Origin of the sequence: Pseudomonas lundensis, assembly GCF_001042985.1 — a bacterium.
GTDB classification, from domain to species: Bacteria; Pseudomonadota; Gammaproteobacteria; order Pseudomonadales; family Pseudomonadaceae; genus Aquipseudomonas; species Aquipseudomonas lundensis.
In genome coordinates, this window is the sequence record NZ_JYKY01000010.1 from 26,015 (window position 1) to 50,722 (window position 24,708).

The 24,708-nt window shown below is 59.0% G+C and carries 23 protein-coding genes; 8 read left to right on the forward strand and 15 right to left on the reverse strand.

What is annotated here, in order from left to right; all coding sequences use genetic code 11:
• Window positions 1-80: 80 nt before the first annotated feature.
• From TU74_RS10195 to TU74_RS10210, 4 genes are read right to left on the reverse strand one after another with little or no spacing between them, the layout of a single operon-like run.
• The gene (locus tag TU74_RS10195) at window positions 81-1,112 is read right to left on the reverse strand and encodes an AbrB family transcriptional regulator (RefSeq protein ID WP_048376352.1); all 1,032 of its coding nucleotides are present in this window, start codon (window positions 1,110-1,112) and stop codon (window positions 81-83) included.
• Window positions 1,105-2,619, reverse strand: a complete 1,515-nt coding sequence (locus TU74_RS10200) for a tripartite tricarboxylate transporter permease (protein WP_047278223.1) — start codon at window positions 2,617-2,619, stop codon at window positions 1,105-1,107. Before TU74_RS10200 ends, TU74_RS10195 begins: the two co-directional genes overlap by 8 nt.
• A 1-nt stretch (window position 2,620) precedes the next feature.
• The gene (locus tag TU74_RS10205) at window positions 2,621-3,079 is read right to left on the reverse strand and encodes a tripartite tricarboxylate transporter TctB family protein (protein WP_048376354.1); all 459 of its coding nucleotides are present in this window, start codon (window positions 3,077-3,079) and stop codon (window positions 2,621-2,623) included.
• A 57-nt stretch (window positions 3,080-3,136) separates the two neighbouring features.
• Window positions 3,137-4,114, reverse strand: coding sequence for a Bug family tripartite tricarboxylate transporter substrate binding protein (locus tag TU74_RS10210; RefSeq protein ID WP_048376356.1), 978 nt, complete (start codon window positions 4,112-4,114; stop codon window positions 3,137-3,139).
• 453 nt (window positions 4,115-4,567) lie between these two features.
• Between TU74_RS10210 and TU74_RS10215 the strand changes: the two genes are divergently transcribed.
• Entirely contained in the window at window positions 4,568-5,239 is a 672-nt protein-coding gene (locus TU74_RS10215) for a response regulator (protein ID WP_047277116.1), read from the forward strand.
• Entirely contained in the window at window positions 5,232-6,623 is a 1,392-nt protein-coding gene (locus TU74_RS10220) for a sensor histidine kinase (protein ID WP_047295067.1), read from the forward strand. Before TU74_RS10215 ends, TU74_RS10220 begins: the two co-directional genes overlap by 8 nt.
• 22 nt (window positions 6,624-6,645) lie before the next feature.
• On the opposite strand, the gene TU74_RS10225 is transcribed toward TU74_RS10220, so the two are convergent.
• Together TU74_RS10225 and ygfZ are read right to left on the reverse strand one after the other, a co-directional pair.
• A complete protein-coding gene (locus TU74_RS10225) occupies window positions 6,646-7,467 on the reverse strand; it encodes an HDOD domain-containing protein (protein ID WP_048376358.1) in 822 nt (273 codons plus the stop codon).
• Window positions 7,468-7,506: 39 nt separating this feature from the next.
• Complete coding sequence (gene ygfZ, locus TU74_RS10230) at window positions 7,507-8,448, reverse strand: CAF17-like 4Fe-4S cluster assembly/insertion protein YgfZ (RefSeq protein WP_047295063.1); 942 nt, start codon at window positions 8,446-8,448, stop codon at window positions 7,507-7,509.
• Between the two features lie 150 nt (window positions 8,449-8,598).
• Between ygfZ and TU74_RS10235 the strand changes: the two genes are divergently transcribed.
• Window positions 8,599-8,853 (forward strand): FAD assembly factor SdhE, encoded by a 255-nt coding sequence (locus TU74_RS10235; protein WP_047277109.1) that lies wholly within the window; start codon window positions 8,599-8,601, stop codon window positions 8,851-8,853.
• Window positions 8,837-9,289: a protein YgfX gene (locus tag TU74_RS23440; RefSeq protein ID WP_082149863.1), complete on the forward strand. Its 453-nt coding sequence runs from the start codon at window positions 8,837-8,839 to the stop codon at window positions 9,287-9,289. The genes TU74_RS10235 and TU74_RS23440 overlap by 17 nt, the downstream gene beginning before the upstream one ends.
• Here the strand turns inward: TU74_RS23440 and nadB are convergent.
• Complete coding sequence (nadB, locus tag TU74_RS10240) at window positions 9,258-10,874, reverse strand: L-aspartate oxidase (protein ID WP_047278212.1); 1,617 nt, start codon at window positions 10,872-10,874, stop codon at window positions 9,258-9,260. The two genes, TU74_RS23440 and nadB, sit on opposite strands and share 32 nt — an antisense overlap.
• A 512-nt stretch (window positions 10,875-11,386) precedes the next feature.
• Between nadB and rpoE the strand changes: the two genes are divergently transcribed.
• The 4 genes from rpoE to TU74_RS10260 all read left to right on the forward strand — a co-directional run bounded on the left by rpoE (window position 11,387) and on the right by TU74_RS10260 (window position 15,178).
• Window positions 11,387-11,968 carry an RNA polymerase sigma factor RpoE/AlgU gene (gene rpoE, locus TU74_RS10245; protein WP_047277106.1) on the forward strand — a complete coding sequence of 194 codons (582 nt, stop codon included), beginning with the start codon at window positions 11,387-11,389 and terminating at the stop codon, window positions 11,966-11,968.
• A 31-nt stretch (window positions 11,969-11,999) separates the two neighbouring features.
• Window positions 12,000-12,590, forward strand: a complete 591-nt coding sequence (locus TU74_RS10250) for a sigma-E factor negative regulatory protein (protein WP_047277104.1) — start codon at window positions 12,000-12,002, stop codon at window positions 12,588-12,590.
• A gap of 7 nt (window positions 12,591-12,597) precedes the next feature.
• Complete coding sequence (locus tag TU74_RS10255) at window positions 12,598-13,560, forward strand: MucB/RseB C-terminal domain-containing protein (protein ID WP_048376361.1); 963 nt, start codon at window positions 12,598-12,600, stop codon at window positions 13,558-13,560.
• Window positions 13,561-13,747: 187 nt separating this feature from the next.
• Entirely contained in the window at window positions 13,748-15,178 is a 1,431-nt protein-coding gene (locus TU74_RS10260) for a DegQ family serine endoprotease (protein ID WP_371057692.1), read from the forward strand.
• A gap of 104 nt (window positions 15,179-15,282) precedes the next feature.
• On the opposite strand, the gene TU74_RS10265 is transcribed toward TU74_RS10260, so the two are convergent.
• The 8 genes from TU74_RS10265 to TU74_RS10300 form a co-directional block, all read right to left on the reverse strand.
• The gene (locus TU74_RS10265; protein ID WP_047278206.1) at window positions 15,283-15,774 is read right to left on the reverse strand and encodes an RDD family protein; all 492 of its coding nucleotides are present in this window, start codon (window positions 15,772-15,774) and stop codon (window positions 15,283-15,285) included.
• 94 nt (window positions 15,775-15,868) lie between these two features.
• The gene (locus TU74_RS10270) at window positions 15,869-16,081 is read right to left on the reverse strand and encodes a cold-shock protein (protein WP_007977299.1); all 213 of its coding nucleotides are present in this window, start codon (window positions 16,079-16,081) and stop codon (window positions 15,869-15,871) included.
• Between the two features lie 388 nt (window positions 16,082-16,469).
• Window positions 16,470-17,594 (reverse strand): glycine cleavage system aminomethyltransferase GcvT, encoded by a 1,125-nt coding sequence (gene gcvT / locus TU74_RS10275; protein ID WP_048376362.1) that lies wholly within the window; start codon window positions 17,592-17,594, stop codon window positions 16,470-16,472.
• 17 nt (window positions 17,595-17,611) lie between these two features.
• Window positions 17,612-18,988 (reverse strand): L-serine ammonia-lyase, encoded by a 1,377-nt coding sequence (locus tag TU74_RS10280; protein ID WP_048376365.1) that lies wholly within the window; start codon window positions 18,986-18,988, stop codon window positions 17,612-17,614.
• Window positions 18,989-19,079: 91 nt separating this feature from the next.
• Window positions 19,080-21,938, reverse strand: coding sequence for an aminomethyl-transferring glycine dehydrogenase (gcvP, locus tag TU74_RS10285; protein ID WP_048376440.1), 2,859 nt, complete (start codon window positions 21,936-21,938; stop codon window positions 19,080-19,082).
• 10 nt (window positions 21,939-21,948) lie between these two features.
• Complete coding sequence (gene gcvH / locus TU74_RS10290; protein WP_047277090.1) at window positions 21,949-22,332, reverse strand: glycine cleavage system protein GcvH; 384 nt, start codon at window positions 22,330-22,332, stop codon at window positions 21,949-21,951.
• Window positions 22,333-22,688: 356 nt separating this feature from the next.
• On the reverse strand, window positions 22,689-24,197 hold the full coding sequence (locus TU74_RS10295) for a sigma-54-dependent transcriptional regulator (RefSeq protein ID WP_048376366.1): 1,509 nt from the start codon (window positions 24,195-24,197) through the stop codon (window positions 22,689-22,691).
• Window positions 24,198-24,314: 117 nt separating this feature from the next.
• On the reverse strand, window positions 24,315-24,674 hold the full coding sequence (locus tag TU74_RS10300; RefSeq protein WP_047277087.1) for a DUF5064 family protein: 360 nt from the start codon (window positions 24,672-24,674) through the stop codon (window positions 24,315-24,317).
• Window positions 24,675-24,708: the final 34 nt, after the last annotated feature.

A 24,708-nucleotide genomic window follows, 5' to 3' on the forward strand; every position in this document is an offset into this window, starting at 1 on the left:
GGCCCTCAATGTAATAAAACTGTAAGAATCAGTCTTACATTGCATGACTTTTCCTACATTATTCGGGCTGTTTTCGACTGTCAGTGATCAGACCTTGTCCAACGCCGGAATAAGGGTTGCGCGAGAAACAACACAAACAGCAGGCGCATGACTTGCAGTGCCGTCACCAAAGGCACGGAGAGTTGTAATACCTCGGCGGTCAGGCTCATCTCTGCGATTCCGCCCGGCATCATGCCCAGGGTCAGGGAGCGCAGGTCTAGGTGCGTGAGCGCGCTTAACCCCACAGCGCATGCACTGGCGATCATCACAGTGAGCGCTGTACCAAGGAGTGTGCGGGCGATAAAAGAAGGGGCGCGGCGAAAGAACTCGCGATTGAAGTGACAGCCCAGGCCGCTGCCGATTAGCCATTGGCCTGCCTGACTGCTGCCTTCGGGAAGCCCAGTGTGTACGTCCCACACACAGCTGACGCAAGCGCTGACAAGCAGAGGGCCGAACAACCAGGGGTTGGGTTGACCCAAACGTTGCCAGATCCAGGCCAGTAAGGCGCCGGCCGCAAACAGCAGCGTCAGCCAGGCGAAGTCCACGGGTGTGGCCTGTAAGGTCGGCGAGCCGGAGTCCAATGTGTATTTGAATGCGGCGGGTACGCATAAGACCACGGTCAATACGCGCAAACTCTGGCCCGCCGCCACACGGCTCAGAACAGCGCCGTTGCGTGCGCCGAGGTTGACCATCTCGCCCGAGCCGCCAGGCATGCTTGAGAAAAACGCAGTGGCTCGATCTTCTCCGCTGCGAAGCATGATCCATACGTTGATGATGCTCGACAGGCTCGTCAGCAGCGCACCGCACACAATCAGCCAAAAATGCGCGATCACCTGCTCTATCACCGTTGGCGTGAAATGCAGGCCGATGCCAATCCCGATAATCCATTGGCCGCACTTTCTGCCACCGGGGATTTCGGCCAACTGCCAGGGTGTCAGGCAGCGAACCAGAATGACTGCCAGCAATGAGCCGACCATCCAGGGCAACGGCCAGCCGATCAGGCTGGCCAAGTAACCGCCAGCCAGACCGACCAGCGGCGTTGCCCCCCAGTGTTGGAAACGGCTGTCAGGCATTGGCTAGCGTACGTCGCTGAGCGCTGCGTTTGCGCCAGATTCGTACGATGGGCAGCAGTAACATCACGACCGTGAGCATCCACACGCCCAGCGTGATCGGGCTAGACCACAAGATCTCCAGCGCGCCATTGGAAATCGACAGGGCGCGGCGCAGGTTCTGTTCCATCAGGCCGCCCAAAATAAAGCCCAGGAGCACAGGCGAGAGCGGGAAGTCGAGCTTGCGCAGGATGTAACCGAAGATGCCTATGCCGATCATCAGGAACAGGTCGAAGGTGGTCGCATGCACCGCGTACACGCCAATCGCGGTAATGATGGCAATCACGGGCACCAGCGCCCAGTTTGGCACGGACAAAATGCGCGTGAAGATACGGATCATCGGGATGTTGAGGATCACCAGCATGATGTTGGCGATAAACAACGAGGCAATCAGGCCCCACACGATGTCCGGCTGTTGTTGGAACAACAGTGGACCGGGGGTGATGTTGTACAGCGACAAGGCGCCGATCATCACCGCCGTGGTGCCTGAGCCCGGCACGCCGAGGGTCAGCATCGGCACCAGTGCGCCACACGCCGAGGCGCCGATGGCCGTTTCAGGGGCCGCCAGGCCGCGCATGTCACCCTGGCCGAATTGACCCGTCGCACCGGCCATGCGCTTCTCGGTCATGTAGGCCACAGCACTGGCCAGCGTCGCGCCTGCGCCGGGCAGCACACCCATGATGAAACCCAATAACCCGCAGCGGATATTCACGACAAACACCGCAGACGCTTCTTTGAGGTTAAACATCATGCGGCCTGTGGCTTTGACCGCTTCCTGGCCCCGGTGAGTTTTTTCCAGCAGTAACAGAATTTCGCTGATGGAGAACAGGCCCAACACCAGGACCACGAACTGAATGCCGTCAGTCAGGTGAATGTTGTCCCCGGTGAAACGGTACACACCGCTGTTGGCATCGATCCCGACACTGGACAGAAACAGGCCGATCAGCGCGGCGATAAAGGTTTTCAGGGGGCGGTCGCCCGCCATCCCGCCCAGGCACACAATTGCAAAAACCATCAGCACGAAATACTCGGCGGGCCCGAATGCAATGGCCCACTTGGCGAGCAGTGGCGCGAACAGCACCATGCCGCAGGTCGCAATAAAGGCGCCGATGAACGAGCTCCAGGCTGACAGCGAGAGTGCGACGCCCGCCAGGCCTTTGCGGGCCATCGGATAGCCGTCCAGGGTGGTCATGACGGTTGAGGCTTCGCCGGGAATGTTCAGCAGGATCGAGCTGATCCGCCCGCCGTATTCACAGCCCAGATACACCGCTGCCAGCAGGATGAGTGCGGACTCGGGCGGCAGGCCCAGTGCAAATGCAATCGGGATTAACAGCGCAACCCCGTTGATGGGCCCAAGGCCGGGTAACAATCCTACGACCGTGCCGATCAACGTCCCGCACAGCGCAGTCACCAAGTTGTAGGGGCTGAGCGCGACGCCGAAGCCCTGGCCCAAATAACCAAAAGTGTCCATATCAGTTCTCCAGAACGTCGAGCAGGCCGAGGGGCAGTGGAACGTCCATGGCTTTATCGAACAGCAGATAAAGGCCGACGCTCATCACACTGATGATCACGACACTGGGCACCCAGCGACCGCCGTACAGACGGGCCATCGGGATGCCAATCAGGATGCTGCTGAGGATAAAACCCAGGGGTTCGAAGGTGCCGGCAAAGATCAGCAGTAGCACGACGCACACCGCGATCTTGAGCAGTGTGTCGCGGTCCAGTTGTGGGTCTTCATCGCTGTGCACCACGGGCGTCGGGCGCACAATCATGTAGATCAGGCCCAGCCCCATCAGGCCCAACATCAAGAGCGGGAAAGCCCGGGGGCCGACGGGTTCGTAGGAAAATGCTGCCTGATACGGCCAGGCCATCAGCGCCAGACCGACGCAGACCAGCAGCAACACCGAGGCAAAAAAGCGTTGTAAGAGCATGGTTCACTCCTGCGCTGCGCGCCGGCGGTACAGCGCGCAATCAACTGTCAGCGGCGGTTACTGGATCAGGCCGAATTCTTTGGCCAGCACTTTGTAATCGCTCACCTGTTTTTTCACGTAGGTGTCCAGCTCGGGGCCGGTCATGGCGAACGGGAAGAGTTCGCGCTGATCGCGCAACGTGGCGAATTCCTCAGAGGCCAGCAACGTGTCAAAAGCGCCTTTCCACCACGCGTAGTCCTCGTCGCTGACTTTTGGACCAAGGTAAAAGCCGCGCACCACTGGCCAGACGATGTCGTAGCCTTGCTCTTTGGCCGTGGGAATATTCTTCATTTCGGGTTCATCCAGGCGGGTGTCAGAGAACACCGCGAGGATGCGCATGTCGCCGCTCTGGATGTGCGGCATGGAGTCGGAAATATCCGTACTGCCAACCTGAATGTGGCCGCCGAGCAAGGCGGTGGCAATTTCGCCGCCGCCTTCGAGCGCCACGTAACGCAAGTCGCGCGGGTTGATGCCGGCCGCCTTGGCGATCAGCGCCGTTTGCATCCAGTCCTGACTGCCTACGGTGCCACCGGAGCCGATGACCACGCTGCTGGGGTCTTTTTTCAGGGCCTGCACCAGATCATTGAGGTTTTTGTAAGGTGAGTCGCTTTTAACGGCAATGGCGCCATAGCTGGTACCCACGGCGGCAAGCCAGCGCACTGCGCCCTCATCGAAACGTCCGAATTTACCCTGCGCCAGATTGAGCAATGAGCCACTGGACCAGGCCACCAACGTGCCCGCATCTGCGGGGCGTTGCGCCACGACCGCGTTGTAGGCCACTGCCCCGACGCCACCCGGCATGTAGGTTACGCGCATGGGTTTGCTCAGCAGCTTCTCGTTCACCAGCGCGCTTTGCGCCAGTTTGCAGGTCAAGTCAAAACCTCCGCCCGGCGAGGCGGGGGCGATGCATTCGGGGCGTTTGGGTTCGGCAATCGCGTAGCCGGCCAAAACAAGGCAACTGGCCGCAAGGGCGAGGGCGCGCAGTGATTGATTCATGGTGTCTCCCGGTGCGTTTTTGTTTTTAGAGAGGGGCGGGGCCGCGTCACTACAAGGCGATACCGAAACCGATAAGCAAGCTGATTTCAGTGGCATTGCGTGGCAGTGAGGGGCGAGGCAGCAGGTGTCGCAGGCGCAACCTGGCGCTGAGTGAGGCGATTTGGCAAATACGCAATAAACGGACGGGCCAGGTGGCCCAAGGCTTTAAAGCCGGCATGAGGCAGTGCTCCATTATTGTTCTTATTGGCGAAAACGCTTCAGGGCGCTTTTCGGGTCGCTACGGCATCCATAGCGAAGACAGTTGTAACTGTCCGTTTCACGATCCTAATCGGCCAACCTTTCACCAACCTTTCAAGACTTTTTCGCGCCGTTTCGTACTTCACAGCCGGGCTGGCGTCTGTACACTCCGCGCAAAGAAGGGCAGGTGCCTAGAACAATAATGAGGACGATCCGATGCGTGTGCTCTTGGTCGAAGACCAGCCGCAACTGGCCGAAAGTGTGGCTCAGGCGTTGAAAAGTACCGGCCTGACCGTGGACGTGTTGCACGATGGCGTGGCTGCCGATCTGGCGTTGGCCAGTGAAGACTATGCCGTAGCGATTCTGGATGTGGGGCTGCCGCGCATGGATGGGTTTGAGGTGCTGGCGCGTTTGCGTGCCCGTGGCAAAACCCTGCCAGTGTTGATGTTGACTGCCCGCAGTGACGTCAAGGATCGGGTACACGGCCTCAATTTGGGCGCCGATGATTATCTGGCCAAACCTTTCGAGCTGACCGAGATGGAAGCCCGCGTCAAAGCCCTGTTGCGTCGCAGTGTGTTGGGCGGCGAACGTCAGCAACGCTGCGGGGCGTTGGTGTATGACCTGGAAACCCGCCGCTTTACGCTCGGCGACGAACTGCTAACCCTGACTTCTCGCGAGCAAGCCGTGCTGGAGGCTTTGATTGCCCGGCCGGGGCGGGTCATGAGCAAGGAACAACTGGCGGCGCAGGTGTTTGGTCTGGACGAGGACGCAAGCCCGGACGCCATCGAGATTTATGTCCACCGCTTGCGAAAAAAACTCGACGGCCAGCCCGTGGCGATCGTGACCTTTCGTGGCCTGGGCTACTTGCTGGAAAGCCGTGATGCGTAAGCTCGACAGTTTGCGCTGGCGACTGCTCTGGCACCTGACGCTGATGCTGGTGGTGTTGATGCTGGCCAGCAGTTTGAGTGCCTGGTTCAACGGCCGCGAGGCTGCTGACACCGCTTACGACCGAACCCTGCTGGCTTCGGCGCGCACCATTGCGGCGGGCTTGTCACAGCGAGATGGCAGCTTGAGCGCCGACGTGCCCTACGTCGCGCTGGACACGTTTGCCTATGACAGCGCGGGGCGGATCTATTACCAGGTCAATGACATTCATCAGCGCCTGATTTCAGGGTACGAAAACCTGCCAGCGCCGCCGCCCGGTACGTTACGGACTGACGATTACCCGGCGCTGGCGCGTTTTTATGATGGCCAGTATCAGGGGCAAAACGTGCGCGTGGTGAGTTTGCTCAAGGCTGTCAGCGAACCGAACATGAACGGCATGGCTGAAATTCGGGTGGCAGAAACCGATGAGGCGCGGGTTGCGATGGCGCGCAGCCTGATGGCAGACACCGTGCTGCGTCTGGGGATGCTCGGGCTGGGCGCGCTGTTGGTGGTGTGGTTTGCCGTGAGCGCTGCGTTGCGTCCGCTGGAGCGTTTGCGCACCGCGGTGGAGGAGCGTGAGCCTGATGATTTGCGTCCTTTGCCGCTGGTGCCGGTGCAGCGTGAGTTGTGGCCGCTGGTGCAGGCGCTCAATCACTTCACGGAGCGTTTGCGCGGGCAGTTTGAGCGTCAGGCGCAGTTTATTGCCGATGCCTCCCACGAGCTAAGAACCCCGCTGGCGGTGCTCAAGGCCCAGCTTGAACTGGGCTTGCGCGCGCATGATCCGAACGTATGGCGCACGACGTTGACACAGGCGGTGCAGGGCACGGACAGGGTGACCCACTTGGCCAATCAATTGCTGTCGTTGGCGCGGGTGGAGAACGGAGCCCGGGCGATTGCCGAAGGCGGCGCGCAGTTACTGGATCTGAGCCAATTGGCGCGTGAGCTGGGCATGGCGATGGCGCCCCTGGCGCATGCGCGCGGCGTGGCGCTGGCACTTGAAGCGGACCGGCCTGTGTGGCTGCACGGCGAGCCCACCTTGCTCAACGAGTTGCTCAGTAACCTGATGGACAATGCGCTGGCCCACACACCCGTGGGCGGCAACGTGATTTTGCGCGTGACTGAACCTGCCGTGCTGGAGGTGGAAGACGACGGTCCGGGGATTCCCCATGAAGACCGTGAACGGGTATTCGAGCGGTTTTACCGACGAAATCCCTCGGTGGCGGGATCAGGCCTTGGGTTGGCGATTGTGGGAGAGATCTGCCGCGCCCATCTGGCACACATCACTTTGCATGATGGCGCGCAAGGCGGGCTGAAAGTACGGGTCAGTTTTGTGCAGGTCCTGCGCTGAGCGGGTTTGAAGGCGGTGTCGCTCAGATGAACATGAAGCGCGCGGCGTTCAGTTCTTCCTGCAGCTTGCTGCTCATGCCATCAAGGCCCAGCCTTTTGAAGGCGGGCAGGGTGCTCAGCTCAAGGTTCAAGAGGGCGGAATCGCCCTGCTTAAGGCAGTAAACCGTGGCGATTTGTACCAGATCGATGTAATCCACTGCTGCGGATTCACGAGAAAAGTCCAGATATTGGCCCGGCAGCTTGACCAGCATTTCAGGGAATTCCCACACGCTCAGCAGTTTGTCGCCAATCAGCGGGTGGATATTTTCGATGACATGGTTAAGGGAAACCGGGTCCGAGAGCAGTTCGTTGTGTTCTTCGGCGTAAGTCAGAATCGGCAGCACCCCGATTTGATGCACCAGCCCGCCCAGCGCTGCCTGGTCCGGTTTAAGTGAGGTGCAGCGGCGGCACAAGGCGTAACAAATGCCGGCGATTTCGAGGCTTTGACGCCACACATCACGCATTTTGTTTTCAACCACCTCGGAGCGGGCATGGAAGATTTGCTCCATGACCAGCCCGATCGCGAGGTTACTGCTGTAGTTGACACCCAATCGGGTGATGGCGGTGTGCAGGTTGGTGACCTCCTGAGCGGCGCGCAGCAGCGGGCTGTTCACCACTTTGATCAGGCGCGCTGACAGCGCGGTGTCACGGCCAATCACTTTGCTCAGGTTGCTGACGCTGATATCGGGGTTTTCGGCGGCCTTGCGAATGTTCAACGCTACTTCGGGTAGCGTGGGCAGAACCAGGTCATCTTTGGTAATGGCCTGAATCAAATCCTTTTGGACCTTATGCGCCAGGTTGCTCATTTCTGTTCTCTAGGATGCTGCGTTTCAAGGTGTTGCAATTTAGCGCTGGATTTCGCGATCACGGTCCAGTTGATAAGGCAGATCCAGAAGGGTCAATTCAGGGCCTTGCGCATCACCCAGATGCACGTCGCCGGCTTGTGCTGCTTCAGATTGCAGGACAGCCAGCAGTTCAACACCGCGCTCACTGCGGGCGCCGATCACGACTTCGCCAATGGCGCTGCTATGAGTCGGGGCAAACAGCGGAGTTCCCGGTAATGGCACCTCATTGAGGTCGAGCGACAAGCGGTAGAGGTGGCGCTTGAGTTTGCCCAGGTATTGCATGCGCGCCACGATTTCCTGACCCGTGTAACACCCTTTCTTGAAGCTCACGCCCCCCACGGCCTGCAGGTTGATCATTTGCGGAATGAACAGCTCGCGGGTCTGTTCCATCACCTGACCGATGCCGGCGCGTATTTGCCCGAGCAACCATTCATTGAGGTTTGCCTGAGGCAAGTGGGCGTGAAGTTCACGGGTGACGCTGTCGGCCTGATCGGCGGGGGCCCAGAGTTCTGCACGGTGGTGGCTGGCGCGAATCGCGATCAAGCCGTTGGCACGCACGACGCTGTCGGTGTCGGCTGGCAGGTCGAGCCCGAGCCCGGCCAGCACTGCGTCTGCACCGGCGAGGCCGAAGCGTACCCAGTTAGCGCTGTCATCGGTGAGTTTGGACTTGGAGAAGACGGCGTACTTTTTCAGGTCGGCCAACTGTGGCTCAACCAGTTCCCGCGCCATGGCCAGCAAGCAACCGTCGGGCTGAAGCAGGATACGGAAACTCGATTGCATGCGGCCTTTTTGCGTGCAGCGCGCGCCCAGACTGGAGCGCGTGTCGCTCAAGTAGTTGAGGTTGCAGGTCAGCTGCCCTTGTAAAAACTTGCTGGCGTCAGTGCCGATCACAGCAAGAACGCCTTCGTGGGTCAGGGTGCAGAAAAAAGCAGAGTCGGCCATGGTTCATCGCAGGTCAAAAAGTCTGAAGGACATCATAGAGGGGCGATCCTCAAATGGATAGTTCGCGTAGGACCTGTGGGGGCCCGACCAAAGCCGACTGGTCTATGTTGGAGCGGCCTGTATACTTGCGCTCTATTTGAGGAGCGCTCCATGGTCGAAGATGTTGAACTCAATCGTCTCTACTGGCACAGCCGTCGCGGCATGCTTGAACTGGACGTGCTGCTGGTGCCTTTCGTTAAAGAGGTGTATGCCACCCTCAATGATGTTGACCGCGAGTGCTATCGCAGGCTGCTTGAGTGTGAAGACCAGGACATGTTTGGCTGGTTCATGGAGCGCAGCGAGTCTGAGGACCCTGAGCTGCAGCGCATGGTTCGCATGATTCTGGATCGTGTTCAGCCCAAGTAAGTATTTCGAATGCCGCTGGCGTGCTTCCGGGCACTTGCTGGCGGCGTATCTCGCAGCCCAGTCCTTGGCGCTGATCTCAATATGCCTTCTGTCGATTCCCCTCTGGGCCCGCATGCTCGGTGTTTTAGCGTGCCTGACCCATGGGATTTGGGTGTGGCCACGGCATATTCGCTTGACTCACCCGACGGCTATTACGGGGTTGCGCCGTACGGTCGAGGGCTGGCAGTTATGGAGCCGCGCCACGGGTTGGCAAGCGGTGCAGTTGCGCCGTGACAGCATGGCGCTGCCGGTGTTGGTGATTGTGCGCTTCAGCCGACGCGGGGAGCGCCGCGTGCGAGCGGTGTGCATTCCCCGCGACGCGCTGGCGCCCGATCAGCATCGGCGCTTGCGCGTACGGCTCAAATTCAGTCGGCGTAGGTGGTTGGCACCAGAATAGTATCCAGTGCTTCGGGCAGCATGTCCGGGTAGTCAAGGGTGTAATGCAAGCCCCGGGACTCCTTTCTCGCCATGGCGCTGCGGATCATCAATTCGGCGACTTGCGCCAGATTGCGTAACTCGATCAGGTCGCGGCTCACTTTGTAGTTGCTGTAGAACTCGTCGATTTCATCCAGCAACAACCGCACGCGGTGTTGCGCGCGTTGCAATCGCTTGTTGGTGCGCACGATGCCCACGTAGTCCCACATAAAGCGCCGCAGCTCATCCCAGTTGTGGGCGATGATCACGTCTTCATCCGAGTCGGTCACCTGGCTGGCATCCCAACTGGGCAGGGCCACTGGAATGGCCACTTGTTGCAATTGCGAGAGAATGTCGTCAGCGGCTGCACGGCCGTACACGAAGCATTCCAGCAGCGAATTGCTGGCCATTCGGTTGGCGCCGTGCAGGCCGGTGAAGCTGGTTTCGCCAATGGCATACAGGCCCGGGACGTCGGTTCGGCCATGGGCGTCCACCATCACGCCGCCGCAGGTGTAATGCGCAGCCGGGACGACCGGGATGGCCTGGCGGGTGATGTCGATGGAAAAGCCGAGGCAGCGCTCATACACCGTCGGGAAGTGGGTTTTGATGAAGGTTTCGGACTGATGACTGATGTCCAGGTAGACGCAATCAATGCCCAGGCGCTTCATCTCATGGTCAATGGCGCGGGCGACGATATCGCGAGGCGCCAGTTCACCGCGCGGATCAAAGCGGTGCATGAATCGCTCGCCATTTGGCAGTTTTAAATGCGCGCCTTCGCCGCGCAGGGCTTCGGTGATCAAAAAGCTTTTGGCTTGCGGGTGGTACAGGCAGGTGGGATGAAACTGGTTGAACTCCAGATTCGCCACTCGGCAGCCCGAGCGCCAGGCCATGGCAATACCATCGCCACAGGCGCCATCCGGGTTGCTGGTATAGAGGTAGACCTTGGCGGCTCCGCCGGTCGCCAGAATGGTGAAGCGCGCCCCGAACGTGTCGACTTCCCCGGTGCTGCGATTGAGTACATAGGCGCCAAGGCAGCGATCGCCCTCCAGGCCTAGTCTGCGCTCGGTGATCAGGTCCACCGCTACCCGTTGTTCGAGCAGCTCAATGTTGGGCCGTTGCTGTGCCTGTTCGAGCAAGGTTTTGAAAATGGCCGCGCCAGTGGCATCGGCGGCGTGGATGATGCGCCGATGACTGTGCCCGCCTTCACGGGTGAGGTGAAACTCAAAACCGGCATGCTGCGGGTCGGCAGGTTCATCGCGGGTGAAGGGCACGCCTTGATCGATCAGCCACTGAATGGCTTCGCGGCTGTGCTCGACGGTGAAACGCACGGCGTCTTCATGACACAGCCCGCCTCCGGCGTTAAGCGTGTCTTCGACATGGGATTGAACGGTGTCGGTATCATCCAGCACGGCGGCCACGCCACCTTGTGCCCAGAACGTCGAGCCATTGGCCAGGTCGCCCTTACTGAGGACTGCAATGCGCAAGTGGCTGGGCAGGGTAAGCGCGAGGCTCAAACCGGCAGCGCCGCTGCCAATCACCAGCACATCATGTTGAAAATGTTGGCTCATTCTTCTGACGTCCGCAAAAAAAGCGCCCACTAGTATATAGAGGGGGGGATCGGCACAATAGCCGGGCCTTTATGGCATTGTGAAACTACAGCGGGCACGAAGTGTGCCTCACTCGTGTGGGATCTGTATGCCGATTTGCAGAATAAATCTGCCAGAATCGGTCGGGCCCGAGGGGTGTAAAGCCCCATTACGATGCAGTGAATCAATGCGCGGCACCTCGCCAGAATATTGAACTTTTTCTATAGGCCAATGTTCCATAGAGGGTTGCCCATCATGAAGGGGAGCAGCGTTGGCTTTGAAGCGGAGCTTGCGGTACGGCTTCAGCAGGTAAATTCAACGACAAGATTATCGACGCAGCCGGCAAGGCCCGAGCTGCGTTTTCGTGCGTGCCAAATCCGAGTGCGCAGGAAACTTGCCAGGGGGAGAGAACTTTTGCGCAATGCCCGAGTCTATGTTTGCAAGCCTGATCACTTAGCAAAGCAATCTCCCTCTCGGTCTTATGAGGAGTATTCATGCTAACCCAGGAAGAGGATCAGCAGCTGGTCGAGCGCGTACAGCGTGGCGACAAGCGTGCATTTGATCTGCTAGTGCTGAAATACCAGCACAAAATTCTCGGGTTGATCGTGCGTTTTGTGCACGACACCCATGAAGCCCAGGACGTTGCACAAGAAGCCTTTATTAAGGCTTACCGGGCACTTGGTAATTTTCGCGGTGACAGCGCTTTTTATACCTGGCTGTACCGTATCGCCATTAACACGGCGAAAAACTACCTGGTATCACGCGGTCGACGTCCGCCTGACAGTGATGTGAGTTCTGAGGACGCTGAGTTTTACGATGGTGACCACGGCCTCAAAGATCTTGAATCGCCGGAGCGCGCATTGCTCCGTGACGAGATCGAAGGGACCGTTCATCGCACGATTCAGCTATTACCAGAAGATCTACGAACGGCGTTAACTTTACGCGAATTCGACGGTCTGAGTTACGAGGACATTGCGAGCGTCATGCAATGTCCGGTGGGTACCGTGCGCTCCCGGATTTTCCGCGCTCGGGAAGCCATCGATAAAGCCCTGCAACCTTTGTTGCAGGAAACCTGAGACAGCGGCGACAGCCAAGAGAGGAACCGCCATGAGTCGTGAAGCCCTGCAGGAATCGCTGTCCGCGGTGATGGATAACGAAGCGGACGAACTGGAACTACGTCGGGTGTTGAATGCCTTCGACGATGCGCACACACGTGATACCTGGTCGCGTTACCAGGTGGCCCGTGCGGCAATGCACAAGGATTTGATGATTCCACGGCTGGACATCGCATCGGCCGTATCGGCTGCATTGGCCGAAGAGCAAACCCCGGCCAAAGTGGCCCGTGGTCCCTGGAAGAGCATTGGCCGTCTGGCTGTTGCTGCTTCGGTGACCGTGGCAGTACTGGCAGGTGTAAGGCTTTACAACCAGGATGACATCGTGGGTGCGCAACTTGCCCAGCAAGGCAGCCAGCCAAGCATGAGCGCTCCGATGGTTAAAGGTCCTGCGGTATTGGCCAACTACAGCGAAAGCGCCGATCAGGCGACGGGTCCGATGGCTAACGGTGTACTGCAAGGCCAGTCCGGCTGGCAGGATCAGCGTTTACCCGGCTACCTGCGTCAGCATGCCCAGCAAGCCGCCATGAAAGGCACTGAAGGTGTCCTGCCATACGCTCGTGCAGCCAGCCTGGAAAACCGTTAAGACTACCATGCGCGTCCTCCCTCTGTTACCGCTGTTGCTCAGTGGCTGGTTTGCAGCACCAGCCCATGCCGATGAAGCCCGGGACTGGCTTAAACGTCTCGGTCAGGCTGAGCAGCAGCAGAGCTATCAAGGTACTTTTGTCTACGAACGCAACGGTAGTTTTTCTACCCACAGCATCTGGCACTTGGTGCAGGATGGGAACGTTCGTGAGCGCTTGCTGCAACTTGACGGCCCTGCGCAAGAGGTCGTTCGCACCAATGGCCGTACTGAATGTGTAACGGGCAAGCTGGTTTCCGGGCTCGCAGGGGTATCTGCAACGGCAGTACGTAAACTGGATGTCGATAAAATCAGCAACTGGTACAGCGTCGCCAAGTCGGGTGATTCGCGCGTAGCAGGGCGGCCCGCTGCCATCATCTCGCTGACCCCACGGGATCAGCACCGCTATGGGGTTGAGTTGTATCTGGATAAACAGACCGGTCTGCCGCTCAAGTCATTGTTACTCAATGACAAGGGGCAGTTGCTGGAGCGCTTCCAGTTCACCGAACTCGATCCTCATACGCCAGAGGTCACCTCGCTCAACCCCGGCGCTCAATGCCGTCAGATCGCTGCTCTGGAGCCCAAAGACCTTGTCGTCAAGCAAGTCAATAATTGGCACTCCGACTGGCTGCCTCCGGGCTTTGAATTGGTCAACAGCACCGTTCACCGTGATCCGAAGAGCAAATCCGAAGTCACCAGTCTCTTGTACGACGACGGTTTGACACGATTTTCTGTCTTTCTTGAGCCTCTCAATGGCGCTTCAGCCCCTGATACACGGGTCCAGCTAGGGCCTACTGCGGCGGTTTCAAGGCATCTCACCACCAATAATGGCGATATGCTCGCCACGGTGGTCGGGGAAATCCCGATCGGAACCGCTGAGCGCATTGCATTGAATATGCGCCCGGGTCAGGCCTCCACACAGGCCAAGCCATAGTGGTGTGCAGAAATGTCTGGTGAAGAATTTCATTTGCCAAACGTTTCATCTTTTTCTATAGGTCAGAGCCCTAAAGGCTCTGGCCTTGTTTGTTTTCGGGTATCCAAAATTAAGGTCTATGCTTTGACCTTGAACTTTGAATGCCAGCCGCTTAACTCTGCTTGCTATTAACGGGAGCTGTATGTCGATGCCTCGATTGAAAAATTACTTACCCATTTTTGCGGCCGTGATGATGCTAGGGCAGGCAGTCCCGGCCCTGGCTGATGCGCCGGTGGTGCAACTGCCGGACTTTACGCAATTGGTGGAACAAGCTTCCCCGGCGGTCGTCAACATCAGTACTACGCAGAAACTCCCGGAACGTCGCGTCTCCAACATGGGGCAAATGCCAGATCTGGAAGGCTTGCCGCCAGGCCTGCGTGACTTCTTCGAACGCAGCATTCCGCAGCCACCGCGCAGCGGCGGCGGGCGTCAGCGCGAGGCCCAGTCCCTGGGTTCGGGTTTCATCATTTCTCCTGACGGGTACATCCTGACCAACAATCACGTGGTGGCCGATGCGGATGAAATTATCGTTCGCCTGTCAGACCGCAGCGAAATGAAAGCGAAATTGATCGGTACTGATCCGCGCTCCGATGTGGCGCTGCTCAAAATCGAAGGCAAAAACCTGCCCGTGCTTAAACTCGGCAAGTCTCAAGACTTGAAGGCTGGCCAATGGGTGGTTGCCATCGGTTCACCGTTTGGTTTCGATCATACAGTGACCCAAGGCATCATCAGCGCCATCGGCCGCAGCCTGCCGAACGAAAGCTATGTGCCGTTCATCCAGACCGACGTGCCCATCAACCCCGGTAACTCGGGCGGTCCGTTGTTTAACCTGGCCGGTGAAGTGGTCGGTATCAACTCCCAGATCTACACCCGCTCAGGCGGCTTTATGGGCGTGTCGTTCGCAATCCCTATCGATGTGGCGATGGACGTGTCCAACCAGCTCAAAAGCGGTGGCAAGGTCAGCCGTGGCTGGCTGGGCGTAGTGATTCAGGAGGTCAACAAAGACCTGGCTGAATCCTTCGGTCTGGAAAAGCCTGCCGGTGCGCTGGTGGCTCAGGTACTGGAAGACGGTCCGGCTGCCAAAGGCGGGCTGCAAGTGGGGGATGTGATCCTCAGCATGAACGGTCAGCCGATTGTCATGTCAGCCGATTTGCCGCATCTGGTAGGCGCACTCAAGGCCGGCAGCAAGGCAAGCCTTGAAGTCGTGCGCGACGGCAAGCGTAAAACCCTCGACCTGACCGTGGGCGCCATCCCCGATGAAGGCAAGGAAATGGATTCGCCAAGCGGCGCAGAGCGCAGCAGCAACCGTCTGGGCGTTTCTGTGGCGGACTTGAGTGACGAGCAGAAGAAAACCAACGACATCAAAGGTGGCGTGATCATCAAGGATGTTCAGGATGGCCCGGCAGCCTTGATTGGTCTGCGTCCAGGCGACGTCATCACGCACCTGAACAACCAGGCGATCAGCGATGCCAAGCAGTTCACTGAAATTGCCAAGGCATTGCCGAAAAACCGTTCGGTGTCGATGCGCGTCCTGCGTCAAGGCCGTGCCAGTTTCATTACTTTCAAACTGGCTGAGTAAGCAGTGGGCTCGCCTGGGGTGAGGGAGGTTATCGCCACCTGAGGTGAGCACTGCACAACAAAAAAGCCCGTATCAAGCGATACGGGCTTTTTTTGTGCGGCGTGTTATTTCTTTTTTTGCTTGGGAATTCTGACGAGCTGCGTGTTGGAGTACATGTCATGCCAGGTGCGTTTTTGCTTGTCGATCAATGACCAGAAAAAACCCAGCCCGAAACATAACCACGAGCCGATGGACACAATAAAACGCAACAGCGCCTGCCACAGACTGATAGCTGTTCCGTCTGCGTTCTGAACACGAACCCCCCACACTTGCATGCCCAGGGTTTGCCCGGAGTGGGTCCAGAACTTGGCAAAGAAGCCGAACAAGACAAAAAACAGGAGTGTCGACAGCAGCGGATCGCCGTCAAGGGCACCGGCTTCAGACAAGGCACGCATTTTGGCCTCGCCGATAAAAGCCATCATGATCAGTTTGTAAAGGAACGTGGTGACGATCATCAGCGCCGTGCACAACAAAAAATCGTAGAACATGGCTGCCAGGCGGCGCCCCAGTCCAGCGGCGGGAAACACGCCTTGAGGGCTTAACGGTTGTTTCGACATGGCAGGGTCTCTAAAAGAAAAAAGCCATCTTACGGAATTGCGCCCATAAAAAAGCCTCTGATGTCACCATCAGAGGCTTTTCTGTTCGAGAACGTTAAGCTTCGGCTTGAACTTCGTCAGCCTGCATGCCTTTTTGGCCCTGCACGGCGATGAAGGTGACTTTCTGGCCTTCTTTCAGGCTCTTGAAGCCGTTGCCCTGAATGGCGCGGAAGTGCACGAACAGATCCGGTCCGCTTTCCGGCGTGATAAAACCAAAACCTTTCTCATCGTTAAACCACTTAACGGTACCGCTCTGACGTTGGGACATTTCTTAATTCCTTGACGCTAACAATTAATGACAGTCTCTTTCACCTGAAAGAGTACTGGTGCTGGGTTGCAGGAAAGTAAGAGACGTCGAACGGGTTGTAGCAAACTTAGAGCTACTGCCCAGGTCACGATTCCAGCGACCCATGCAAACACAGTGAGCAAACTCTACGACAACTTAGACGATAAAAACAAGCCCCGAAAATAAACCGTCTATCCCTGATTTTCAGAGGCCCCGGCGCTTTTTTGCAGCACAGTGGCGGTATAGAAAGGTTCAATTATTTTCGACATTAAGTGCACGCTTTCACTATCGAAAGTTTGCACGGTAATGGGGCAGTTGCATGACACGCGCATGGCGTAAACATGCAACTGTGTAACTTCCAGTGAAGCGTTTAACCTCTGTAATAACGCTGCGGCACAAACGGCATTTTGGACACTTTCATCGCGACTCGCTTACTGCGCACGATTGCCCAGACTTCGCTGTCGACAGGCGTATGGTTGAAGTCCAGATAGCCCATGGCGAGCGGGGCTCCCAGCGTCGGACCAAACCCACCGCTGCACACTTGGCCAATAACAGTGCCCTCAGCATCCACAATCTCGGCTCCTTCGCGCACGGGTGTTCGCTCTTGGGGCAGCAGGCCGACCCGTTTGCGTGCAACGCCGCCTTGTTGTTGGGCGAAGATTGTTTCTGCCCCCGGGAAGCCGCCTGCACGAGGCCCGTCTGCGCGGCGCGCCTTTGAAATGGCCCACAGCAAACTGGCTTCGATCGGTGTGGTGGCTTCATTCATGTCATGGCCGTACAGGCACAACCCGGCTTCGAGTCGCAGCGAGTCCCGCGCACCCAGGCCGATGGCCTTGACTTCGGGTTGGTCGAGCAAATGACGCGCCAGTGCTTCAGCTTGTTCGCGCGGTACTGAAATCTCAAAACCGTCCTCACCGGTATAGCCAGAGCGACTGACGTAGCAGTCCGCGCCCATCAGTTTGACCGGGGCAAATTGCATGAATGTCATCTTGGCCACGTCCGGTGCCAAACGCGCCAGCACGTTGACTGCATCGGGACCTTGCAAGGCGAGCAGTGCGCGCGATTCAAACAGCGGTTCAATCTCGCAGCGATCGCCCAAGTGTTGACGCAGGTGCGCGAGGTCCTGTTCCTTGCAGGCGGCGTTGACCACCAGAAGCAACGTGTCATTGCCCAGATTGGCCACCATCAGGTCATCCAGAATGCCGCCTTGCTCGTTGGTAAACATGGCATAGCGCTGCATGCCCACCGGCAGGTCGCGGATATCCACCGGGACCAGCGTCTCCAGGCCTTGGGCTGCCTGCGCACCGCGCAGCCGGATCTGGCCCATGTGCGAGACATCGAACAACCCGGCGTGCTCACGGGTGTGTAAATGCTCCTTCAGCACGCCCAGCGGGTATTGCACCGGCATGTCATAGCCGGCAAACGGCACCATGCGCGCGCCTAGCTCCAGGTGAAGGGCGTGCAGCGGGGTTTTAAGCAGGGGTTCGGTAGACATTCATGACTCCTTGAAAATCAGCACTCAATAATGTTGACGGCCAGGCCGCCGCGAGCCGTTTCTTTGTATTTGCTTTTCATGTCGGCGCCGGTCTGGCGCATGGTGCGGATCACTTTATCCAGCGAAACAAAATGCTGGCCGTCGCCGCGCAGGGCCATGCGCACTGCGTTGATGGCTTTCACTGAACCCATGGCGTTGCGCTCGATACAAGGCACTTGCACCAGACCGCCAATCGGGTCGCAGGTCAGCCCCAGGTTGTGTTCCATGCCAATTTCGGCGGCGTTTTCGACTTGCTGCACCGTGCCGCCGAGCACCTCGCACAAGGCACCTGCGGCCATGGAGCACGCCACGCCGACTTCGCCCTGGCAGCCCACTTCGGCCCCCGAAATCGACGCGTTTTCTTTGTACAAAATGCCGATGGCCGCCGCCGTCAGCAAAAAGCGCACCACGCCGTCTTCATTGGCGCCACCGATAAAACGCATGTAGTAATACAGCACCGCTGGAATAATGCCGGCCGCGCCGTTGGTCGGGGCCGTGACCACGCGGCCACCGTTGGCGTTTTCTTCATTCACGGCCAGCGCGTACAGGTTGACCCAGTCGAGCACCGACAAGGCGTCGCGCAATGAGGCTTCAGGGTGAGCGCATAACTGACGATGCAAGGCCGCCGCCCGACGTTTGACCTTCAACCCGCCAGGCAGAATGCCTTCATGTCGACAGCCCGCGCTGACGCAGTCCTGCATCACTTGCCAGATGTTCAACAACCCGCTGCGGGTCTCGGCTTCGGGTCGCCACGCCCGCTCGTTGGCCAGCATGACCTGGCTGATCGACAGGTGGTGGGTGACGCAGTGGCGCAACAGGTCTTTGGCGGTCTTGAACGGGTAAGTGAGTTCGGTGCTGTCCTCGACGATCCGGTCAGCGCCCGCCGCCCCTTCGTCCACCACAAAGCCGCCCCCCACCGAGTAATACTCGCGGCTGCGGATCTGAATGCCAGCGTCGTCCAGGGCGCGAAAAATCATGCCGTTCGGGTGATAGGGAAGGGGTTTACGAATCATCGCCAGGTGCAGCTTTTCGTTGAACTCGATGCTGTGGTGGCCCAGCAGGTTGAGGTGGCCGCTGTGGCGAATCGTGGCCAGACGTTCGTCCACGGTGTCCGTATTGACGGTGTCGGGGTGTTCGCCTTCGAGCCCCAGCAGCACGGCCTTGTCACTGCCGTGACCTTTGCCGGTGGCCCCGAGCGAGCCATACAGTTCCACTTTGACGCAGGCGGTTTGTTGCAATAGCGCATCACGCTGCAACCCTTCAACAAACCGCACAGCGGCCCGCATGGGACCAACGGTGTGTGAGCTGGAAGGGCCGATGCCAATTTTGAACAGGTCGAACACGCTTAACGACATGGGGTTCTCCGGTTTCTTATAAAAGGATTGGCATAAGGTCAATGCTCCCGCCGCACCGGTTTAAATCGCTGCGGCGGGAGCTGAGGGGGTGTCAGGCCTCCTGATAGCTCTCGATTGACGGGCAGGCGCAGACCAGATTGCGATCGCCGAAGACGTTGTCGACACGCCCCACTGGCGGCCAGTATTTGCCTTCGATCAACGACTCGACCGGGTACACCGCCTGTTCGCGGCTGTACGGGTGGGTCCATTCTCCGACCATTTCCGCCGCCGTGTGCGGGGCGTTTTTCAGCGGGTTGTCTTCTTTATCCAGCGTGCCGTTTTCTACCGCGCGGATTTCTTCACGGATGCGGATCATGGCGTCGCAGAAGCGATCCAGTTCGTGTTTGGACTCACTTTCGGTAGGTTCGATCATCAGCGTGCCGGCCACCGGGAACGACATGGTTGGCGCGTGGAACCCAAAGTCGATCAGGCGCTTGGCCACGTCATCCACGCTGATCCCGCTGCTGTCTTTGAGCGGGCGCAGGTCGAGGATGCATTCGTGTGCCACCAGCCCGTTGCTGCCCGAATACAGCACGGGGTAGTGCTCTTCGAGGCGACGGGCGATGTAGTTGGCATTGAGAATGGCCATTTGCGACGCGCGCTTGAGCCCTTCGCCGCCCATCATGCGGATGTACATCCAGGTAATGGGCAGAATGCTCGCGCTGCCAAATGGCGCGGCGCACACGGCGCCCTGTGTGCGAGGCAAGCTGGCATGGCCTGGCAAGAAGGGGGTCAGGTGCGACTTGACGCCAATCGGGCCGACGCCCGGGCCCCCACCGCCGTGGGGGATGCAAAAGGTCTTATGCAGGTTGAGGTGAGACACGTCGCCCCCGAACTTGCCCGGCGCGCACAAGCCCACCATCGCATTCATGTTGGCGCCGTCGATGTACACCTGACCGCCGTTGTCGTGAATGATGCCGCAGATTTCACGGATACCTTCTTCGAACACGCCGTGGGTCGACGGGTAGGTAATCATCAGTGCCGCCAGATGTTCGCGGTGCTCGATGGCCTTGGCGCGCAGGTCTTCGATGTCAACGTTGCCACGGGCGTCGCAGGCCGTGACCACCACGCGCATGCCCGCCATGTTGGCGGTTGCCGGGTTGGTACCGTGGGCCGAGGACGGGATCAGGCAAATGTCGCGGCGCTCGTCGCCACGGCTCTGGTGATAGGCACGTATGGCCAGTAGCCCGGCGTATTCACCCTGTGAACCGGCGTTGGGTTGCAGGGAAATGGCGTCATAACCGGTGGCAGCGCACAGCATGGCCTCCAGTTCAGTCGTGAGCTGCTGGTAGCCCTGACTTTGTTCGGCCGGTGCAAACGGGTGCAGGTTGCCAAACTCGGCCCAAGTGACCGGGATCATCTCGCTGGCCGCGTTGAGTTTCATGGTGCAAGAGCCCAGCGGAATCATGGTGCGATCCAGTGCCAGATCCTTGTCTGCCAAACGACGCAGGTAGCGCATCAGTTCAGTTTCAGAGTGATAACGGTTGAACACCGGGTGGCTGAGGATTGGCGATTGGCGCAGCAGGGCAGGCGGCAAGGTGCTGCTCACGGTGGCGGCCAGCGTGTCGACGTCTGGCAGCGCTTGACCCTCGGCTGCGAGCAGGGCCCACAGTGCAGTGACATCGGACGGGCCGCAGGTTTCATCCAGCGACACCCCCAGACGCTCGTCATCCACCACGCGCAGGTTGATGTGTCTGGCGTGTGCCTTGGCATGCAGGGCCGCTGTTCTGGAGCCGGTGTGCAGGGTCAGGGTGTCGAAAAACTCGATTTGCTCGACATTGAGCCCCAGTGCAGTCAGGCCCTTGGCCAGAATGGCCGTGAGCTGATGAACGCGCCGGGCGATTTGAGTCAGGCCCTGAGGGCCATGGTAGACGGCGTACATGCTTGCCATGTTGGCCAGCAACACTTGTGCCGTGCAGATATTGCTCGTGGCCTTCTCGCGGCGGATGTGTTGCTCGCGGGTTTGCATGGCCAGACGCAGCGCAGGTTTGCCGTGACGATCCACCGACACACCCACCAAGCGCCCCGGCATGTCGCGTTTGAACGCATCACGGGTGGCGAAATATGCCGCGTGCGGGCCGCCGAAGCCCAAGGGCACGCCAAAACGCTGGGCGCTTCCGATGGCCACATCGGCGCCGAATTCCCCCGGTGGGGTCAGCAGGGTCAGGGCCAGCAAGTCAGCGGCCACGGCCACCAGTGCGTGGGTGGCGTGAAAACGCTCGACCAGCTCGCGGTAGTCGAACACATCGCCGTTGCTCGCCGGGTATTGCAGCAGCGCGCCGAAGAACGGAGACAGGTCGCTCAGGCCGCGCTCGTCGCCCACCACCACTTCGATGCCCAGCGGTTCGGCACGGGTGCGCAACACGTCGAGGGTTTGCGGGTGGCAATGGCGCGAAGCAAAGAATGCGCGGCCGGATTTGTTTTTGCTCAGGCGTTTACAGAAGGTCATGGCCTCGGCCGCCGCAGTGGCTTCGTCGAGCAACGACGCGTTGGCAATCGGCAAGCCACTGAGGTCGCTGATCAGGGTCTGGAAATTGAGCAGTGCTTCCAGGCGGCCTTGGGAAATTTCTGGTTGATAGGGGGTGTAGGCCGTGTACCACGCCGGGTTTTCCAGCAGGTTGCGCAAGATCGGCGCGGGCGTGTGGCAGTTGTAATAGCCCTGGCCGATGTAGGTCTTGCACAGCTGGTTTTTGCCGGCGATGGCTTTGATCGAGGCCAGTGCATCGGCTTCGCTTTGCCCGGCGGGCAGGTTCAGAACGCTGGTGCCCTTGATGCTTTCGGGGATCACGCTGGCGCTCAGGGCCTCTAGCGAGTCAAAACCCAGCGTGGCGAGCATGGCGTGCTCGTCGGCCTGATCCGGGCCGATGTGGCGCGCGATGAATTCGTTGGCGGTGCTCAGGTTAATGGTCATGGCGCTGTCCTCAGGCTTGGGCATTGGCTTTGATCAGGCGGTCATAGGCGTCCTGATCCAGCAACTGGCTGACGGCGTTGGCGTGCGCCGGCTTGAACCGGAAGAACCAGCCTTCGCCCAACGGATCTTCGTTGACCACTTCGGGGCTGCTGTCGAGCGCCGGGTTAACCTCCAGCACCTCACCGTCCAGCGGCATGTACACGCCGCTGGCGGCTTTGACCGACTCAACGGTGGCCGCTTCTGCGCCTTTTTCGTAAAACTGCAACTCGGGCAGTTGCACAAACACCACATCACCCAGAGCGTTTTGCGCAAACGCGGTAATGCCCACGGTCACGCTGCCATCGGCTTCGGCGCGCAGCCATTCGTGGTCTTCAGTAAAACGCAATTCGCTCATGGAAACTCCTCAAGGCCAGACTCGTCTGGTGGTCGCAGTTAAATGCTCGTGCAAGATCGAGCGCATTGAGGTTTGCTCTGCAAGATGGCTGCCACAATCAATAAACGTCTATTTATCAAGTGGTTATGGGTTTCAGGATGGAATGTGGAGGATGAGTGTGTAGCGAAATCGCTACACGACGACCGGGTTTAAAAAAACGAAGGGGATCAAAGCCTTGCAGCACTGCGTCGGCCTTTGGCTGTATCGAATTCGCTACACTGGAACGAAATCAATACGGTCGGGCGGTGGGCATCGACGCCACATGCATCATGTCGACGTCGAGTAGAAAGCGGGTTGTATGAAGGGGCGGGCAACCTTCAGGTCTTGTCGGGGATCCCGTATTTGCGCAGGCGGTGGGCGATGGCGGTGTGGCTGGTTTGCAGGCGGCTGGCCAGTTGGCGGGTCGAGGGGTAGCTGACGTAGAGCTTTTCCAGCAGGGCTTTTTCGAAGCCTTCAACGGCGTGCTCCAGGGTTTCGACGTCTGCGTCGCTTTGGCGTGCGACGGAGGTTCCGGCAATGTCGAGGTCGCCAATGTCGACCACGCTGCTTTCACAGATGGCCGCGGCGCGGAAGATCACGTTTTGTAATTGGCGAACGTTCCCCGGCCAGCGGTTACCCAGCAAGGCCGGGTACGTACCGGGCGCCAGGCGACACACCGGACGCTGTATTTGAGTGCAGGCCTGCTGCATAAACGTGCGCGCCAGCAGCAGGATGTCCTGGCCACGCTCACGCAAAGGAGGCACTTCGATGTTGAGCACGTTCAGCCGATAGAACAGGTCTTCGCGAAACGTGCCTTCGTTGACCATTTTTTCGAGGTTGCGATGAGTAGCGCTGAGGATGCGGACATTGACCTTTACTTCGCGCTCGCCGCCCACACGGCGGAAACTGCCATCATTCAAAAACCGCAGCAGTTTGGCTTGCAGGTAGGGCGACATCTCAGCGATTTCATCCAGGAACACCGTACCGTTGTTGGCCAATTCCATCAGCCCCGGCTTGCCACCCCGTTGTGCGCCGGTAAAGGCGCCGGGGGCGTAGCCGAACAGCTCGCTTTCGGCCAGGTTTTCCGGCAATGCCGCGCAGTTGAGGGCCAAAAACGGTGCGCCGAAGCGATCGCTGATGGCATGACACGCGCGGGCGACCAATTCTTTGCCGGTGCCGGTTTCGCCCTGAATCAACAACGGCGCATCCAGAGCAGCGACGCGTTGGGCTCGTGCCTTCAGGGTACGTATTGCGGGCGACTCACCCAGCAAGGCGTCAAACCCCTCGGCGTGGTCGTGATGCAGCGCGGCCAGACGTTCACCGATGCGGCTGGGCTGATACAGGGTCAACAAAGCCCCCGCGTCGGTAATCGGCGTGGCATCGAGCATCAGCGGGTGGCCATTGAGCGTGACTTCACGCAGGGGCAAGCGAAAGCCGTTTTCCAGCAAGGCGCTCAGCAAGTCGGGATCGGTGAACAACTCGCCAATGCTTTGGCCGGCAGGTTCGCGGCCATACAGCGAGACCAGCGCCGGATTGGCCAGCAGCACATGGCCTTCACTGTCCAGGGCCAGCACCGGATCGGTCATGGCGGCCAGCAGGGCATCAAGTTGCAGGTGCCGACGCTGCCCCGGGAGGATGTCCACCACCCTCACCGACTGCACGCCCTGAACCCGGAACAGCGCTTCACGCAACTCATCGAGCACGTGCGGGCTCAAGGTCGGGGCATCGATATACACGTTGGGGGGGATCATCTCCACGGCGTCGAGATTGAGATGGCGTGCCCCCAGCAGTGCCAGCACTTCCTGGGTAATACCGACGCGGTCAATAAAGCTGACATGGATACGCATGAGAACGGGGAACACTGTAGGCCGGGAGACGGCCAGTATGCCTTGGGCGAGGCAACAGGACAAAGAGACGCGTCCTGTAGCGGCTGGCGCAGCCTGCGGCAGCGGCTACAGGCAGGATCAGTCCAGATGATCGAGGTTAATCGGGTCACCGGGTTTGTGGTTAAGCTGGGCCATCACATCCGAAAACATCTTGTCGTAGTGACCGTGCATCGAACGGATGTCAGCGGTCTTGGGAATGCCATGTTTGACAGCAATCTGAAAGGCATCGTGGGCAAAATTGAAGGCCACGTCTTTAGGCAGCGTGAATGAATCCTTGAAATCCTTTCCGTTGATCTGACCGTGCATGTCGAACTGCATGGACTTGCCTTCCTTGGGATCCTGAACGACCTGGTAATCAATCTTGATGTCATACCCGAAATCGCCCGGTTGCAGCGGTTCGCGATGGATATGCAGGTGACCGGGTTCGAACGAGGCCATAGGGTGACTCCTTGGACGGGGGGGTAAAAGGGCA

Coding starts and splice junctions, on each gene's coding strand:
- TU74_RS10195 (WP_048376352.1), bottom strand. CDS start 1,112: ATGCCTGACAGCCGTTTCCAACACTGGGGGGCAACGCCGCTGGTCGGT.
- TU74_RS10200 (WP_047278223.1), bottom strand. CDS start 2,619: ATGGACACTTTTGGTTATTTGGGCCAGGGCTTCGGCGTCGCGCTCAGC.
- TU74_RS10205 (WP_048376354.1), bottom strand. CDS start 3,079: ATGCTCTTACAACGCTTTTTTGCCTCGGTGTTGCTGCTGGTCTGCGTC.
- TU74_RS10210 (WP_048376356.1), bottom strand. CDS start 4,114: ATGAATCAATCACTGCGCGCCCTCGCCCTTGCGGCCAGTTGCCTTGTT.
- TU74_RS10215 (WP_047277116.1), top strand. CDS start 4,568: ATGCGTGTGCTCTTGGTCGAAGACCAGCCGCAACTGGCCGAAAGTGTG.
- TU74_RS10220 (WP_047295067.1), top strand. CDS start 5,232: ATGCGTAAGCTCGACAGTTTGCGCTGGCGACTGCTCTGGCACCTGACG.
- TU74_RS10225 (WP_048376358.1), bottom strand. CDS start 7,467: ATGAGCAACCTGGCGCATAAGGTCCAAAAGGATTTGATTCAGGCCATT.
- ygfZ (WP_047295063.1), bottom strand. CDS start 8,448: ATGGCCGACTCTGCTTTTTTCTGCACCCTGACCCACGAAGGCGTTCTT.
- TU74_RS10235 (WP_047277109.1), top strand. CDS start 8,599: ATGGTCGAAGATGTTGAACTCAATCGTCTCTACTGGCACAGCCGTCGC.
- nadB (WP_047278212.1), bottom strand. CDS start 10,874: ATGAGCCAACATTTTCAACATGATGTGCTGGTGATTGGCAGCGGCGCT.
- rpoE (WP_047277106.1), top strand. CDS start 11,387: ATGCTAACCCAGGAAGAGGATCAGCAGCTGGTCGAGCGCGTACAGCGT.
- TU74_RS10250 (WP_047277104.1), top strand. CDS start 12,000: ATGAGTCGTGAAGCCCTGCAGGAATCGCTGTCCGCGGTGATGGATAAC.
- TU74_RS10255 (WP_048376361.1), top strand. CDS start 12,598: ATGCGCGTCCTCCCTCTGTTACCGCTGTTGCTCAGTGGCTGGTTTGCA.
- TU74_RS10260 (WP_371057692.1), top strand. CDS start 13,748: ATGCCTCGATTGAAAAATTACTTACCCATTTTTGCGGCCGTGATGATG.
- TU74_RS10265 (WP_047278206.1), bottom strand. CDS start 15,774: ATGTCGAAACAACCGTTAAGCCCTCAAGGCGTGTTTCCCGCCGCTGGA.
- TU74_RS10270 (WP_007977299.1), bottom strand. CDS start 16,081: ATGTCCCAACGTCAGAGCGGTACCGTTAAGTGGTTTAACGATGAGAAA.
- gcvT (WP_048376362.1), bottom strand. CDS start 17,594: ATGTCTACCGAACCCCTGCTTAAAACCCCGCTGCACGCCCTTCACCTG.
- TU74_RS10280 (WP_048376365.1), bottom strand. CDS start 18,988: ATGTCGTTAAGCGTGTTCGACCTGTTCAAAATTGGCATCGGCCCTTCC.
- gcvP (WP_048376440.1), bottom strand. CDS start 21,938: ATGACCATTAACCTGAGCACCGCCAACGAATTCATCGCGCGCCACATC.
- gcvH (WP_047277090.1), bottom strand. CDS start 22,332: ATGAGCGAATTGCGTTTTACTGAAGACCACGAATGGCTGCGCGCCGAA.
- TU74_RS10295 (WP_048376366.1), bottom strand. CDS start 24,197: ATGCGTATCCATGTCAGCTTTATTGACCGCGTCGGTATTACCCAGGAA.
- TU74_RS10300 (WP_047277087.1), bottom strand. CDS start 24,674: ATGGCCTCGTTCGAACCCGGTCACCTGCATATCCATCGCGAACCGCTG.